Raw genomic sequence first — 13,663 nt, forward strand, 5'->3', positions numbered from 1 at the left:
GTAGGTATTACAGAATAGATTAGAAGGGAGAAGGAATGAAGGAAACTCAACTATTAAAAGGTGTTCTTGAAGGTTGTGTCTTGGATATGATTGGTCAAAAAGAGCGGTATGGTTATGAGTTGGTTCAGACTTTGCGAGAGGCTGGATTTGATACTATCGTTCCAGGAACTATTTATCCTTTGTTGCAAAAGTTAGAAAAAAATCAATGGATAAGAGGCGACATGCGTCCGTCTCCAGATGGTCCAGATCGGAAGTATTTTTCGTTAACCAAAGAAGGAGAAGAGCGTGTCTCGGTCTTTTGGCAACAATGGGACGATTTGAGTCAAAAAGTAGAAGGGATTAAGAAGGGGGGAAAACCATGAAGAAAATAAAGTATTATGAAGAAACAAGCGCTTTGTTGCATCAGTTTTCTGAGGAGAATCAGCAGTATTTTGAGGAACTGTGGGATAGTTTTAATCTTGCTGGATTTCTCTATGATGAGGACTATCTCAGAGAGCAGATTTATTTGATGATGCTTGATTTCTCAGAAGCAGAACGAGATGGCATGAGTGCAGAAGATTATCTAGGTAAGAATCCTAAAAAAATAATGAAAGAGATGCTCAAGGAAGCACCTCGCAGTTCTATCAAAGAGTCCCTTTTGACGCCAATTCTTGTTTTAGCAGTATTACGCTACTATCAACTATTAGGTGATTTTTCTAAAGGTCCTCTCTTAACAGTCAATTTGCTTACGTTTTTAGGCCAACTTCTTCTTTTTCTGGTCGGATTTGGGCTTGTGGCTACAATTTTACGAAGAAGTTTAGTCCAAGATTCTCCTAAAATGAAAATTGGTACCTATATTGTCGTTGGGATTCTTGTTCTGCTAGTTGTTCTGGGATATGTAGGAATGGCAAGCTTCATACAAGAAGGAGCCTTTTATCTTCCTGCTCCCTGGGATAGTTTATCTGTCTTTACGATTTCCCTAGTCATCAGTATTTGGAATTGGAAAGAAGCGGTCTTTCGTCCATTTGTCAGTATGATTATTGCCCATCTTGTGGTGGGTTCTCTGCTCCGTTACTATGAGTGGATGGGAATTTCAAATGTTTTTCTTACAAAGATTATTCCTTTAGCTGTTCTCTTTCTTGGTATCTTTCTCTTTTTCCGTGGGTTTAAGAAGATAAAATGGAGTGAAATATAGTCAAAAAGCCGTTGCAAAGCGGTTTTTTGTTATAATGAAGGGAAGAATGTTAGAAATTAAAGGAGAAAAATTTGATGAGATACATAACTCTTGGACAAGATGACAAAGAATTATCAGAAATTGTTCTCGGAATGATGAGAATAGAAGATAAGTCTGTAAAAGAAGTTGAAGAGCTTGTAGAAACAGCACTGTCTGTTGGAATCAATGCTTTTGACTTGGCTGATATTTATGGTCGTGGTCTTTGTGAAGAACTGTTAGGTCTTGTCCTAAAAAATCGTCCAGATTTAAGAGAAAAGATGTGGATTCAGTCCAAATGTGGCATTCGCATTGAAGAATTTACCTATTTTGATTTTTCTAAGGACTATATTATAAAATCAGTTGACGGAATTTTGCAAAGATTGAAGATTGATCATCTAGATAGCTTGCTCCTTCATCGACCAGATGCTTTGATGGAATCTGACCAAGTAGCAGAAGCCTTTGATTTTCTTTATAAACAAGGTAAGGTCCGAGATTTTGGAGTTTCTAATCAAAATCCTATGATGATGGAGTTGCTTAAAAAAGATGTCAAGCAGCCGTTAGCTGTTAATCAGCTACAATTGAGTGCGGCTTTTACACCAGGATTCGAATCAGGTTTTCATGTTAATATGGAAGATAGTCAAGCAGCTATGCGAGATGGCAGCATTTTTGAATATTGCAAATTACATGATGTGGTCATTCAAGCATGGTCTGTCTTACAATTCGGGTATTTTAAAGGGAATTTTGTTGGAAATGAGAAATTTCAAGCTTTAAATCAAGTACTTGATCGTTTAGCTATTAAATATGGAGTAACCTCTTCAACTATTGCTATTTCTTGGATATTGCGTTATCCAGCAAAAATGCAGGCAGTTGTAGGTACAACAAATCCTAAGCACTTGAGAGAAGTTAGCCAAGCGGGAAACTTTAGCTTAACAAGAAAAGAATGGTATGAAATTTATCTTGCAGCAGGGAATAATTTGCCGTAAGTAGAAGCAGATGTAAATAAATCACAGTCAAAAAGCCGTTGCAAAGCGGTTTTTTGCTATAATTAAATGAAGAAAGTAGAATCAAAGGAGAAAAACATGACATTTGAAGAAATCCTGCCTGGGTTAAAGGCTAAGAAAAAATATGTACGTACTGGTTGGGGAGGTGCTGAAAACTATGTCCAACTTTTTGACACCATTGAACAAAACGGGGTTGCACTTGAAGTGACACCTTATTTCCTAATCAACGTATCTGGAGAAGAGGAAGGTTTTTCCATGTGGAGTCCGACACCTTGTGATGTTTTGGCGACGGATTGGGTAGAAGTGCATGACTAAATTTGTACTCATTACAGGCGTGAGTTCAGGGATCGGCCTAGCTCAAGCTCGCCTCTTTTTAGAGAATGGCTATCAAGTTTATGGAGTGGACCAAGGTGAAAATCCACTCTTAGAGGGTGATTTCCACTTTTTACAGAGAGATTTGACCTTGAACTTGGAGCCTATTTTTGACTGGTGTCCTCGGGTGGATGTTTTGTGCAATACTGCTGGAGTTTTGGATGATTACAAACCACTTTTGGAACAGACAGCGCAGGAAATTCAAGAAATTTTTGAAATTAATTATATGACTCCTGTTGAGTTGACTCGCTATTATTTGATGCAAATGCTGGAGAATAAAAAAGGAATCATCATCAATATGTGCTCCATTGCTTCAAGCCTAGCTGGTGGAGGTGGTCATGCCTATACTTCCTCTAAGCATGCTTTAGCTGGCTTCACCAAGCAGTTGGCTCTAGACTATGCAGAAGCTGGAATTCAGGTATTTGGTATCGCTCCAGGAGCAGTCAAGACAGCTATGACTGCTGCAGATTTTGAGCCAGGTGGATTGGCTGACTGGGTTGCTAGTGAAACACCAATCAAACGTTGGATTAAGCCAGAGGAAATAGCAGAGATTAGCCTTTTCTTAGCAAGTGGAAAAGCAAGCGCCATGCAGGGACAAATCCTGATGATTGATGGTGGCTGGAGCTTGAAGTAGCAGAGTTGCTATTTTGTAAATATGTGGAGGTGCGCCATGAAAAGAGATGAGTTTGGATTTGTCTTGCCCAATCTTTACTATCAGTTTTTAACAGAGTGGGAAGAGATTGACCCCTATGAAATTGGAGATACTGGTATCTGTTTGTATGCCAAAGAGGATCTAAAAGAGCGTAATGAAACTTATCAGATTGAGGAAGTAGAACCAGATTACTTTATGATTGGACAGGAAGGAGATTTGGCCTACTTTATCAAGAAAAATACAGATGATTGCATTTATGAAAATGACTTAGGTGCTTTAGGCTCCTTAGAAATGCAAAAAATTGCTGCAAATGTCTATGACTTTATTGATAAGAGTTTAGAGGAAGAGTTGTAAAACTGGTAGGGAGAAATCATGTTTAGAGTGCTAGATGCAGATTCACCGATTTCAAAAGAAGATTTTTTACAATTTGAGGAGATTCTTGGGAAGAAATTGCCAAAAACTATGTTGGACTTTTATCTCAAGCACAACGGTGGTCAACCCCAAGTAAGGGGTGTCCACGATGATCGTCATCTCTTTCCTTTCAATTCCTTTGATTCACTTGATGAGATGAGGAAGTCTCTTACCTGATTTGACGATGAGGCTATACCTGAAGGATTTAAGGCAACAGCCCTTCTTCATTTCGCCTATGATCCTGGATCTGGCAACTATGCTCTTTCACTAAGGGAAGAGGACTTTGGAAAGGTTTACTTCTAAGTTTTGGAAGAAAAAGCTGAGTTATATGGTCAATGGCCATCTTTTGAGGATTTTTTGAATTCTTTTGTTGAAGAATGAGACTAAGAAGGAGAAGAGATGCGGAAACACCAAGAATTTTCAGTAGAGCAGATCATCGAGCAGGTGCGCGCGGACGAGTCTTCTTCAGATGATTTTTGCCTCTATGGCAAGGAGGATGGAGAGCTAGCACTAGATAGGCTCTATTGGGTGTCAGATTATCCGGATGTAGTAGATGACTGTGATGTCTACCTGGCTGACGTAGCAGAGCAAAATCTCCAGCTAGTCTACTATGGAGAGCAGTTGCTTGATATTCTCTCGATTGCACTTGAGGAAAAGCCAGACGCAAGTTGCCAAGACTTGGTCGAGGCTTTAAATTATTATAATCAGTATGATAGTTTCATGCCATTTGAACCCTAGTTACAAAGCTAGAATGTTGCAGTTTCATTGACAATAAAAAAAGGAGTTAAGAAATGATAGATTACGAAAACATAAATGAAAAAATTTCCCCTTTTAACTTGCTTGTTTATGATGAGGATCCTCAAAATGTTCGCGGGTCGCTCATTTATTAGCCTGATGGAGAATACAGACAGGAAGTGTTTGATACTCGAGAAGAGGAGGGATTTGAAGGAAATGGCTACGATTGGGAATCGCTAGCTTTGGTATTTTTGGAGGAAAAAATGCCTGAATTAAGTGATGCTATCTACTTTGATCCTGAAGGAAGTATGTTTTGTGCCTATTGATAATCATATTTATGACAGTTTTTCTGAGGAAGAATGGTCACAAGATTTACAGGGCGATTTTAAGTCCTATCAGGATTTTGTTTTAAAAGGTGGATTTGGCTTTGTGATTCTTCAAAATAATGAACTGATTGCTGGGATTTCCTCAGGGTTAGTTTACCGTGGAGCAGTTGAAGTGGAAGTTGCAACTAGACCAAACGAACAAGGAAATGGATTTGCTAAAAAACTTGGTGTTGCAATGATTCTAGAGAGTTTAAATAGAGATATGTTTCCACTTTGGGATGCTCATAACGAGGCTTCCAAAAAAGTAGCAGAATTTTTAGGATATGAGTTAGTTGAACCTTATGAAGCTTTTGAACTAGAGGAAAGTTTCATATAATGATATCTGATATTGTATCTTTTAAGACGAGGTGAATGATGAGAAATCAACTTGCCCTTAGTGGCGAAAAAATTCTTGAAAAAATTTATCCTCAACTATTGCACCACGTTGGCATGATTCGTGGGGAATACTTGTTGAGAGAGCTTAATCAAAACATCATATTAGCAAGTTGTCAGCAATTTGTAAATGATTATCTAGAGACTATCTGCTCCCTGTACTCAGATGAAGAAGTTTGGTATCGTTTTTCTGAATTAACGAATACAGAAGCTAATTGTCTAAAGGGGACTAAAGAGTATTTTGATGAAAATCATCCCTTATTTGGATATAGAGGAACTAGGCGTTTGCTGGCGTGTCCGGATGAATTTCAGGCTGAAGCACATGTCGTTGCAGAAGTTTATCAAAACAATCCCAATCTATCTGTTATCTTTCCTTTTGTCAATGATGCTGAGCAGTTAAAGCAAGTTATTACAGTATTGCGCCAGCATGGTTTTACTGGAAAAGTTGGAACAATGATTGAATTACCGTCAGCTTATTTTGACTTGGACAGGATACTGGAAACTGGTATTTCAAAGATTGTAGTTGGAATGAATGATTTGACTTCATTTGTTTTTGCGACTGTGAGAAACAGTCAATGGCATGATATGGAAAATCCCATTATGCTAGATATGCTAAGACAGATGCAGGATAAAGTAAGGACGAAAAAGATTGACTTTGCTGTAGCAGGCTATCTGAATACTTCTTTCATACAAAAAATGAATCAGATGGGTATCGAATGCATTCTCCATTACAGCTCTATTCCGGAGATTTTTAATTTAGAGATTGACCATGCAGATCATCTTAAACACATAAAAGAAGAAAGTAAAAAATTACAAAGGAGCGCCCATGACACCGCAACAAATGTGGAAAGAATACAAGAAAATTAACCCCTCTATAGGAGATGAAATCGATGCTTGGGCTTTTGGAGTGGAACCAGACCTTTTAGCAGATTTGGTTTTAAGAGGCGAAAAGACTGCAACAGCATCAGCCTACGATCTCTACGCACTAGAAGATGACCCCCTTCCGCAAGAAGTCATCTTTGACATCATTTTAGATAGTCAAAATCAGGCTGTCTGTATTGTCGAAATTGTCCAGCCCTTCAATCAAGTTTCTGCTCAACATGCCTTTAAGGAAGGGGAAGGTGACAAATCCCTAGCCTATTGGCGTCAGGTTCATGAGGATTGTTTCGCCGAGTGGCTGAGAGAAGCAGGACTGACTTTTACACCTGAAAGCAAGGTTGTTTTAGAAGAATTTCGCAAGATCTACCCACTGTAGACTATTAGAAGGAAGAAAGTTTTGGAAATCGCCGCCCAATCCTTTTTTCTTAAGCAAAACATGATATAATAAGTTTGTTTGAAGAAGAGCTCTAGCTCTTAAACTTAGATAGGAGAAAACTATGCAAGCAGTTGAACATTTTATTAAGCAATTTGTTCCTGAACATTATGATTTATTTTTAGATTTGAGTCGTGAGACCAAGACTTTTTCAGGAAAGGTGACTATTAGTGGTCAAGCACAGAGTGACCGCATTTCCCTTCATCAAAAAGATTTGGAAATCGCTTCTGTAGAAGTTGCGGGGGTAGCTCGCCCATTTACGGTTGATCATGACAATGAAGCCCTTCATATTGAACTTGCGGAAGCAGGTCAAGTTGAAGTGGTTATCGCTTTCTCAGGAAAAATTACAGACAACATGACAGGGATTTACCCATCTTACTACACAGTTGATGGAGTGAAGAAGGAGGTCTTGTCTACTCAGTTCGAGAGCCATTTTGCGCGCGAAGCCTTCCCATGTGTGGATGAGCCTGAAGCCAAGGCAACTTTTGATCTCTCTCTACGTTTTGACCAAGCAGAAGGTGAAGTGGCCTTGTCAAACATGCCTGAGATTGATGTGGAAAACCGCAAGGAAACAGGTATCTGGAAGTTTGAAACAACACCTCGCATGTCTTCTTACTTGTTAGCCTTTGTTGCGGGTGATTTGCAAGGTGTGACGGCTAAAACTAAAAACGGTACCCTCGTAGGTGTTTATTCAACCAAAGCTCATCCACTATCAAACCTTGATTTCTCACTGGATATCGCCGTTCGCTCCATCGAGTTTTACGAAGATTACTACGGAGTAAAGTACCCAATCCCTCAATCTCTCCACATCGCCCTTCCTGACTTCTCAGCAGGTGCTATGGAAAACTGGGGTCTTGTGACCTACCGTGAAGTTTGCTTAATTGTAGATGAAAACTCTACATTTGCCAGTCGTCAACAAGTTGCCCTAGTTGTGGCACATGAGTTGGCTCACCAATGGTTTGGTAACCTCGTAACTATGAAATGGTGGGATGACCTTTGGCTCAATGAAAGCTTTGCTAATATGATGGAGTACGTCTGTGTGGATGCTATTGAACCAAGCTGGAATATCTTTGAAGATTTCCAAACAGGTGGAGTACCTCACGCTCTTGAACGCGATGCGACTGATGGTGTTCAGTCTGTCCACGTCGAAGTTAAACATCCAGATGAAATCAATACGCTCTTTGACGGCGCTATCGTCTATGCCAAAGGAAGCCGTCTCATGCACATGCTTCGCCGTTGGCTCGGCGATGCTGATTTTGCTAAAGGTTTGCACGCTTACTTTGAAAAACACCAATACAGCAACACCATTGGTAGTGACCTTTGGGATGCCCTTGGTCAAGCGTCAGGACGTGATGTCGCAGCCTTCATGGATTCTTGGTTGGAACAGCCTGGTTACCCAGTTCTTACTGTCAAAGTTGAAAATGATGTCTTGAAGATTTCACAAAAACAATTCTTTATCGGTGAGCACGAAGATAAGAACCGTCTATGGGTGGTGCCACTCAATAGCAACTGGAAAGGCTTGCCTGATACACTTGAAACTGAAAGCATCGAAATTCCAGGCTACGCAGCTCTTCTTGCTGAAAACAAAACAGCACTTCGTCTCAACACAGAAAATACAGCCCACTACATTACAGACTATCAAGGAGACTTGTTAGATGCTGTTCTTGCTGACCTAGTTGATCTTGATAACACAAGCAAATTGCAAATCGTCCAAGAACGTCGTTTGCTTGCTGAAGCAGGGCACGTTTCTTATGCAGACTTGCTACCAGTTCTTGATAAACTTGCTAAGGAAGAATCTTACCTTGTCGTTTCAGCTGTTTCTGAAGTAATTTTTGCCCTTGAGCGCTTTATCGATGAAGGAACAGAAGCTGAAAGAGCCTTCAAAGTATTGGTTGCTAAATTGGCTCGTCACAACTATGACCGTCTTGGTTTTGCAGCTAAAGACGGAGAATCAGATGAGGATGAATTGGTTCGTCAGTTAGCTATTTCTATGATGATTCGCTCAAATGATGCAGAAGCTAGCCAAGTCGCTAGCCAAATCTTCGAAGCTCACAAGGATCAGCTTGCAGGACTTCCAGCAGCTATTCGCTCACAAGTTCTGATCAATGAGATGAAACATCATGAGACCAAAGACTTGTTAGCACTTTATCTTGATACTTATACGCACGCAACAGATGCTGTCTTTAAACGTCAGTTGGCAGCCGCTCTTGCATACAGTACAGATGCGGATAATATCCAAAACTTGATTACTTCTTGGAAGGACAAATTTGTGGTCAAACCACAAGACTTGTCTGCTTGGTACTTCCAGTTCTTAAGCCATCAAGCAACTCAGGCAACAGCATGGTCTTGGGCGCGTGAAAACTGGGCTTGGATTAAGGCAGCTCTTGGTGGAGATATGAGCTTTGATAGCTTTGTTATCCTTCCTGCACACGTATTTAAGACTCAGCAACGTTTGGCAGAGTACAAGGAATTCTTTGAGCCGCAACTTTCTGACCTTGCTCTTAGCCGTAACATCGGTATGGGAATCAAGGAAATTGCAGCGCGTGTTGACTTGATTAACCGTGAAAAAGCTGCAGTGGAAGCAGTCGTTCTTCAATACGGAAATGCATAAATAAGTCTAAAATAAAAAGAAAACTCAGCTATCTCATGTAAAATGCAGAGAGTTGAGTTTTTTTTAAGGCAAATTTGGTATAATGGTTTTAATAAGGAGGAGTTTCTCATGATAAAAATCTTATTAGTTGAGGATGACCTAGGCCTATCAAATTCAGTATTTGACTTTTTAGACGATTTTGCGGATGTTATGCAGGTATTTGATGGGGAAGAAGGTCTCTACGAAGCTGAGAGTGGAGTCTATGATTTGATTTTGCTCGATTTGATGTTACCTGAAAAAAATGGCTTCCAAGTCTTGAAAGAATTGCGTGAAAAGGGAATTATGACACCAGTTCTGATTATGACTGCCAAGGAAAGCTTGGATGACAAGGGACATGGATTTGAACTGGGAGCAGATGATTATCTGACTAAACCTTTCTACCTAGAAGAACTCAAAATGCGGATTCAAGCCCTTCTCAAACGTTCAGGTAAGTTTAATGAAAACACCTTGACTTATGGAAATATTGTAGTTAATTTGTCAACAAATACCGTTAAGATTGAAGATACTCCTGTCGAATTGCTGGGGAAAGAGTTTGATTTATTAGTCTATTTCCTTCAAAATCAAAATGTTATTTTGCCTAAGACTCAGATTTTTGATCGTCTATGGGGATTTGATAGTGATACAACGATTTCGGTTGTCGAAGTCTATGTTTCAAAAGTCCGTAAGAAATTAAAAGGAACCACTTTTGCAGAGAATTTGCAAACCTTGCGCAGTGTTGGGTATATTTTAAAAGATGTTCAGTAAACTAAAAAAAACATGGTATGCGGATGACTTTAGTTATTTTATCCGCAACTTTGGTGTCTTCACTCTGATTTTCTCTACCATGACTCTGATTATTTTACAGGTCATGCACTCGAGTCTTTATACTTCGGTGGATGATAAGCTTCATGGGCTGAGTGAAAATCCTCAAGCAGTTATTCAGCTTGCTGTAAATAGGGCAACAGAAGAGATTAAAGATTTAGAGAATGCCGCTACAGATACTAGCAAGACTGAGGTGAAACCCAATGTCAGTTCCAATACGGAGGTTATTCTTTTTGATAAGAATTTTACCCAGCTCCTTTCTGGAAATCGATTTTTGGGATTGGATAAGATTAAGTTAGAGAAAAAAGAACTAGGTCATATCTATCAGATTCAAGTTTTTAATAGCTATGGACAGGAAGAAATCTATCGCATGATTTTGATGGAAACGAATATTAGTTCGGTATCAACCAATATCAAGTATGCCGCTGTCTTGATAAATACCAGTCAGTTGGAGCAGGCCAGTCAAAAGCATGAGCAATTGATTGTGGTTGTGATGGCAAGTTTCTGGATTCTGTCTTTGCTTGCCAGTCTCTATCTAGCTAGGGTCAGTGTTCGTCCTCTGCTTGAGAGCATGCAGAAGCAACAGTCCTTTGTGGAAAATGCCAGTCATGAGTTACGAACTCCACTTGCAGTTTTGCAAAATCGTTTAGAGACCCTTTTCCGTAAGCCAGAAGCTACCATTATGGATGTGAGTGAAAGCATTGCATCTAGTTTGGAAGAAGTCCGAAATATGCGTTTTTTGACGACGAACTTGTTGAATTTAGCTCGTAGAGATGATGGGATTAAGCCGGAACTAGCAGAAGTTCCAACTAGTTTTTTCAATACGACTTTCACAAACTATGAGATGATTGCTTCTGAAAATGACCGTGTCTTCCGTTTTGAAAATCGGATCCATCGAACTATTGTCACAGATCAGCTTTTACTAAAACAACTGATGACCATCCTATTTGATAATGCTATCAAATATACTGAGGAGGATGGTGAAATTGATTTTATGATTTCAGCGACTGATCGTAATCTTTATTTGCTAGTTTCCGACAATGGAGTCGGTATTTCAGCAGAAGATAAGAAGAAAATTTTTGATCGTTTTTATCGAGTGGACAAGGCTAGAACCCGTCAAAAAGGTGGTTTTGGTTTAGGATTATCCCTAGCCAAACAAATTGTAGATGCCCTAAAAGGAACCATTACTGTTAAAGATAATAAACCAAAGGGAACAATCTTTGAAGTGAAGATTGCCATCCACACACCATCTAAAAAGAAAAAATAAAAATATCGCTCCAGACGGGGCGATATTTTGGATTTATCTTCTACGTTTTCGTTTGATGATAGACCGTTGAACTTTTAAAACAAGTAAGCTGGATCCGATTGCTGCGGCAAATGCAAGAGCAGTTGATAGTTTTAATGCTAAAAAGATAAAACTAAAGATAGCAATACAGATACAAAAAACAGCGATATTAACAAAAAATAGGATTTCCTTGAGATTGGTATCAGATTGCGCTTCAGGTGTATAATCTTGATAGCGAGGAACCTGCTGGCTTAATTCTTCTTGATAGTCTACCTCATAGGATTGTAATTTTCTTACGGGCATTATTCTCTCCTTAACAGTACATACCTATTTTATCATTTTTTCAGCAGAGAATTATTACAAAAAGGTTACAATAAGAATAAAGTCCCTTTTCAAAATCACTTTTCTTGACACCATAATGTGAAAATGATAGGATGGATGGACACCAAATACTTATTAATATTCATAATTGTTTATATTCGCAAGGGAATAGAGCTACAAAATGATTCTTTTTTACGAAAATTTGTTTCCTTATTTTCTTGATTTTATTTAATTTGATTAGTGAGATTTGTTTTGAATACAGAGACAGATTTTCTGTCTCCTATTTTTATAGTAGTGGGGTGTCTAATCGATACCTCTTGGAAAAGTTAAAGGAGATAAGCATGTATCTTGCTATCAAAGAAATATTACAAAACAAACTTCGATATAGTTTGATTTTAACTACCATTTTTCTTATCGCTTTCATGGTCTTTTTTATGACCAGTTTAGCTCTTGGTCTTGTGCGAAACAACCGAGCCGCTATTGATAATTGGCAAGCGACGGGTGTGGTTTTATCTGACTACGCAAATGATAATTTGACGGCATCTTTTATTCCTGAAAAGGACTACAAGGATAAGAGTTCTAAAGAGGCAGCCCCACTGGGCTATATGTTTGCTGTGACAAATCTAGTCGATGATAGCGAAAAGGTCAATGTTTCCATCTTTGCTCAAGAATGGGACGAATTTATCTCTCCTAGTTTGACGAAGGGCCGTTATCCTGAAGGGGATGACGAAGTGGTCGTTGATCAGTCCTTTGAGAATTATGGAATCAAGCTAGGTGATGCCATTCAGCTCAATGGAAGCGAGCCAAGTTACAAGATTGTAGGGCTGACTCAAGGAAATAAATTTTTTACTGAGCCTGTTGTGTTTACAAGTTTGACAACTTATTGGACCTTACAAGGAACTTTAAAATCTAATAAATCGATCTCTGCCTTGGTATTGAAAAATGATATAGAAGTGGCTGGCGATGGATTGAAACAGATTTCTATTCCAAAAATGATATCGAAAATTCCTGGTTACACACCTCAGGTTAATGTATTTTCAGGGATGATTATTGCTATGATTGTCATCACAGGCTTGATTGTGGGTATATTTGTTTATATCATTACCATACAAAAACTAGGACTTTATGGAATAATGCGGGCTCAGGGAATACAGATCAAAACCATTGTATGGTCTCTTTTCTGTCAAATCTTCTTCCTAGCTGGTATGGGGATCGCTTTAGCCTTGCTTGCTATTGGAGGAGTGATTTTAGTCTTGCCAGCTACCTTCTTTTTCTACCCAAGTTGGTTAGCCTATTCTGTCCTAAGCTTGGTGATTTGCTTGATGGCCATGCTAGGTGGTGTCATTTCACTTCCACGCTTGCTAAAGGTGGACCCGATTACTGCGATTGCAGAATGATGAGGAGAATAGTATGACAGCATTAATTGAAATGACTCAAGTGACAAAAACGTATGGGGAAGGAAAGATGAAAGTCGTGGCCCTGCATGAGACGAATTTTCAGCTGAATGCGGGAGAGTTCGTAGCTATCGTTGGGCCTTCAGGCTCTGGAAAGACGACCTTTCTAACGACTCTAGGACAACTTCAGGAAGTATCGAGTGGAAAGATTTTGGTAAAGGGGAAGGAAACAGGCAGTTTGACGGAGAAGGAGAAAACAGACCTCCGTTTTAGAGAGTTTGGCTTTATTCTTCAGGCTTCAAACTTAATTCCTTTTCTAACGGTCAAAGAACAGCTGGATTTGATTGACAGACTGGATAAGGGAAAAAATAGTAAAAGTGATCGAAAAGAGTTACTTGACTTGTTGGATTTGGAAAAGGTACAAGATCAGTATCCCAAGGCTTTATCAGGTGGCGAACGTCAACGTGCGGCGATTGCTAGAGCGCTCTATAACAATCCAAGCATTGTGCTTGCAGATGAGCCGACAGCCAGTCTGGATACCCAGCGTGCCTACCAAGTAACGGAGATGTTGGCTGCCATTGCCCACGAACAAGGTAAAGGAGTTGTCATGATTACGCACGATACTCGTCTTCTAGATAAGGTGGACCGTGTTTATGTGATGAACGATGGACACCTTACTGAAAAAAAGTAGATAACTAATGAAAGAGTGACTATGTAGAATCAGTTCACTTTTTTAGTGACTAAATTAGATTCTCTTTTTTAAAACAACTTGTATTCAT

The 13,663-nt window shown here is 39.4% G+C and carries 16 protein-coding genes and 2 pseudogenes; 17 read left to right on the top strand and 1 reads right to left on the bottom strand.

Features of this window, described 5'->3' with window-relative positions:
• Window positions 1-35: 35 nt before the first annotated feature.
• The 15 genes and pseudogenes from MK480_RS04945 to ciaH all read left to right on the top strand — a co-directional run bounded on the left by MK480_RS04945 (window position 36) and on the right by ciaH (window position 11,151).
• Entirely contained in the window at window positions 36-362 is a 327-nt protein-coding gene (locus MK480_RS04945; RefSeq protein ID WP_125454528.1) for a PadR family transcriptional regulator, read from the top strand.
• The gene (locus tag MK480_RS04950; protein ID WP_125454529.1) at window positions 359-1,174 is read left to right on the top strand and encodes a hypothetical protein; all 816 of its coding nucleotides are present in this window, start codon (window positions 359-361) and stop codon (window positions 1,172-1,174) included. The genes MK480_RS04945 and MK480_RS04950 overlap by 4 nt, the downstream gene beginning before the upstream one ends.
• A gap of 74 nt (window positions 1,175-1,248) precedes the next feature.
• Window positions 1,249-2,175 carry an aldo/keto reductase gene (locus tag MK480_RS04955; protein WP_268707270.1) on the top strand — a complete coding sequence of 309 codons (927 nt, stop codon included), beginning with the start codon at window positions 1,249-1,251 and terminating at the stop codon, window positions 2,173-2,175.
• A 96-nt stretch (window positions 2,176-2,271) separates the two neighbouring features.
• Complete coding sequence (locus MK480_RS04960; protein WP_326845939.1) at window positions 2,272-2,508, top strand: DUF2829 domain-containing protein; 237 nt, start codon at window positions 2,272-2,274, stop codon at window positions 2,506-2,508.
• Complete coding sequence (locus MK480_RS04965; protein ID WP_268707272.1) at window positions 2,501-3,199, top strand: 3-oxoacyl-ACP reductase; 699 nt, start codon at window positions 2,501-2,503, stop codon at window positions 3,197-3,199. Before MK480_RS04960 ends, MK480_RS04965 begins: the two co-directional genes overlap by 8 nt.
• Before the next feature lie 36 nt (window positions 3,200-3,235).
• Window positions 3,236-3,571: a hypothetical protein gene (locus tag MK480_RS04970; RefSeq protein WP_268707273.1), complete on the top strand. Its 336-nt coding sequence runs from the start codon at window positions 3,236-3,238 to the stop codon at window positions 3,569-3,571.
• 18 nt (window positions 3,572-3,589) lie between these two features.
• Window positions 3,590-4,009, top strand: a pseudogene (locus MK480_RS04975) (SMI1/KNR4 family protein).
• Between the two features lie 18 nt (window positions 4,010-4,027).
• The gene (locus MK480_RS04980; RefSeq protein WP_268707274.1) at window positions 4,028-4,366 is read left to right on the top strand and encodes a DUF7716 domain-containing protein; all 339 of its coding nucleotides are present in this window, start codon (window positions 4,028-4,030) and stop codon (window positions 4,364-4,366) included.
• Window positions 4,367-4,542: 176 nt separating this feature from the next.
• Window positions 4,543-4,689 carry an Imm51 family immunity protein gene (locus tag MK480_RS04985; RefSeq protein ID WP_268707275.1) on the top strand — a complete coding sequence of 49 codons (147 nt, stop codon included), beginning with the start codon at window positions 4,543-4,545 and terminating at the stop codon, window positions 4,687-4,689.
• A pseudogene (locus MK480_RS04990) lies at window positions 4,679-5,065 on the top strand (GNAT family N-acetyltransferase); the annotation flags it as partial. The gene MK480_RS04985 and the pseudogene MK480_RS04990, both read left to right, overlap by 11 nt.
• Before the next feature lie 38 nt (window positions 5,066-5,103).
• On the top strand, window positions 5,104-5,988 hold the full coding sequence (locus tag MK480_RS04995; protein WP_268707276.1) for a putative PEP-binding protein: 885 nt from the start codon (window positions 5,104-5,106) through the stop codon (window positions 5,986-5,988).
• Window positions 5,948-6,376, top strand: a complete 429-nt coding sequence (locus MK480_RS05000) for an ASCH domain-containing protein (RefSeq protein ID WP_268707277.1) — start codon at window positions 5,948-5,950, stop codon at window positions 6,374-6,376. The genes MK480_RS04995 and MK480_RS05000 overlap by 41 nt, the downstream gene beginning before the upstream one ends.
• 121 nt (window positions 6,377-6,497) lie before the next feature.
• A complete protein-coding gene (locus tag MK480_RS05005) occupies window positions 6,498-9,044 on the top strand; it encodes a M1 family metallopeptidase (protein WP_268707278.1) in 2,547 nt (848 codons plus the stop codon).
• Between the two features lie 108 nt (window positions 9,045-9,152).
• On the top strand, window positions 9,153-9,827 hold the full coding sequence (ciaR, locus tag MK480_RS05010) for a two-component system response regulator CiaR (protein ID WP_268707279.1): 675 nt from the start codon (window positions 9,153-9,155) through the stop codon (window positions 9,825-9,827).
• Window positions 9,817-11,151: a two-component system sensor histidine kinase CiaH gene (ciaH, locus tag MK480_RS05015; protein WP_049542987.1), complete on the top strand. Its 1,335-nt coding sequence runs from the start codon at window positions 9,817-9,819 to the stop codon at window positions 11,149-11,151. The genes ciaR and ciaH overlap by 11 nt, the downstream gene beginning before the upstream one ends.
• A gap of 33 nt (window positions 11,152-11,184) precedes the next feature.
• On the opposite strand, the gene MK480_RS05020 is transcribed toward ciaH, so the two are convergent.
• Window positions 11,185-11,472 carry a DUF3270 domain-containing protein gene (locus MK480_RS05020; protein WP_268707280.1) on the bottom strand — a complete coding sequence of 96 codons (288 nt, stop codon included), beginning with the start codon at window positions 11,470-11,472 and terminating at the stop codon, window positions 11,185-11,187.
• A gap of 359 nt (window positions 11,473-11,831) precedes the next feature.
• Here MK480_RS05020 and MK480_RS05025 point away from each other — a divergent pair, with 359 nt between their 5' ends.
• Both MK480_RS05025 and MK480_RS05030 read left to right on the top strand, forming a co-directional pair.
• Window positions 11,832-12,887 carry an ABC transporter permease gene (locus MK480_RS05025; protein WP_268707281.1) on the top strand — a complete coding sequence of 352 codons (1,056 nt, stop codon included), beginning with the start codon at window positions 11,832-11,834 and terminating at the stop codon, window positions 12,885-12,887.
• Between the two features lie 13 nt (window positions 12,888-12,900).
• Window positions 12,901-13,575, top strand: coding sequence for an ABC transporter ATP-binding protein (locus tag MK480_RS05030; protein WP_261096597.1), 675 nt, complete (start codon window positions 12,901-12,903; stop codon window positions 13,573-13,575).
• Window positions 13,576-13,663: the final 88 nt, after the last annotated feature.

This window comes from Streptococcus mitis (assembly GCF_026782895.1).
GTDB lineage: Bacteria > Bacillota > Bacilli > Lactobacillales > Streptococcaceae > Streptococcus > Streptococcus mitis_CB.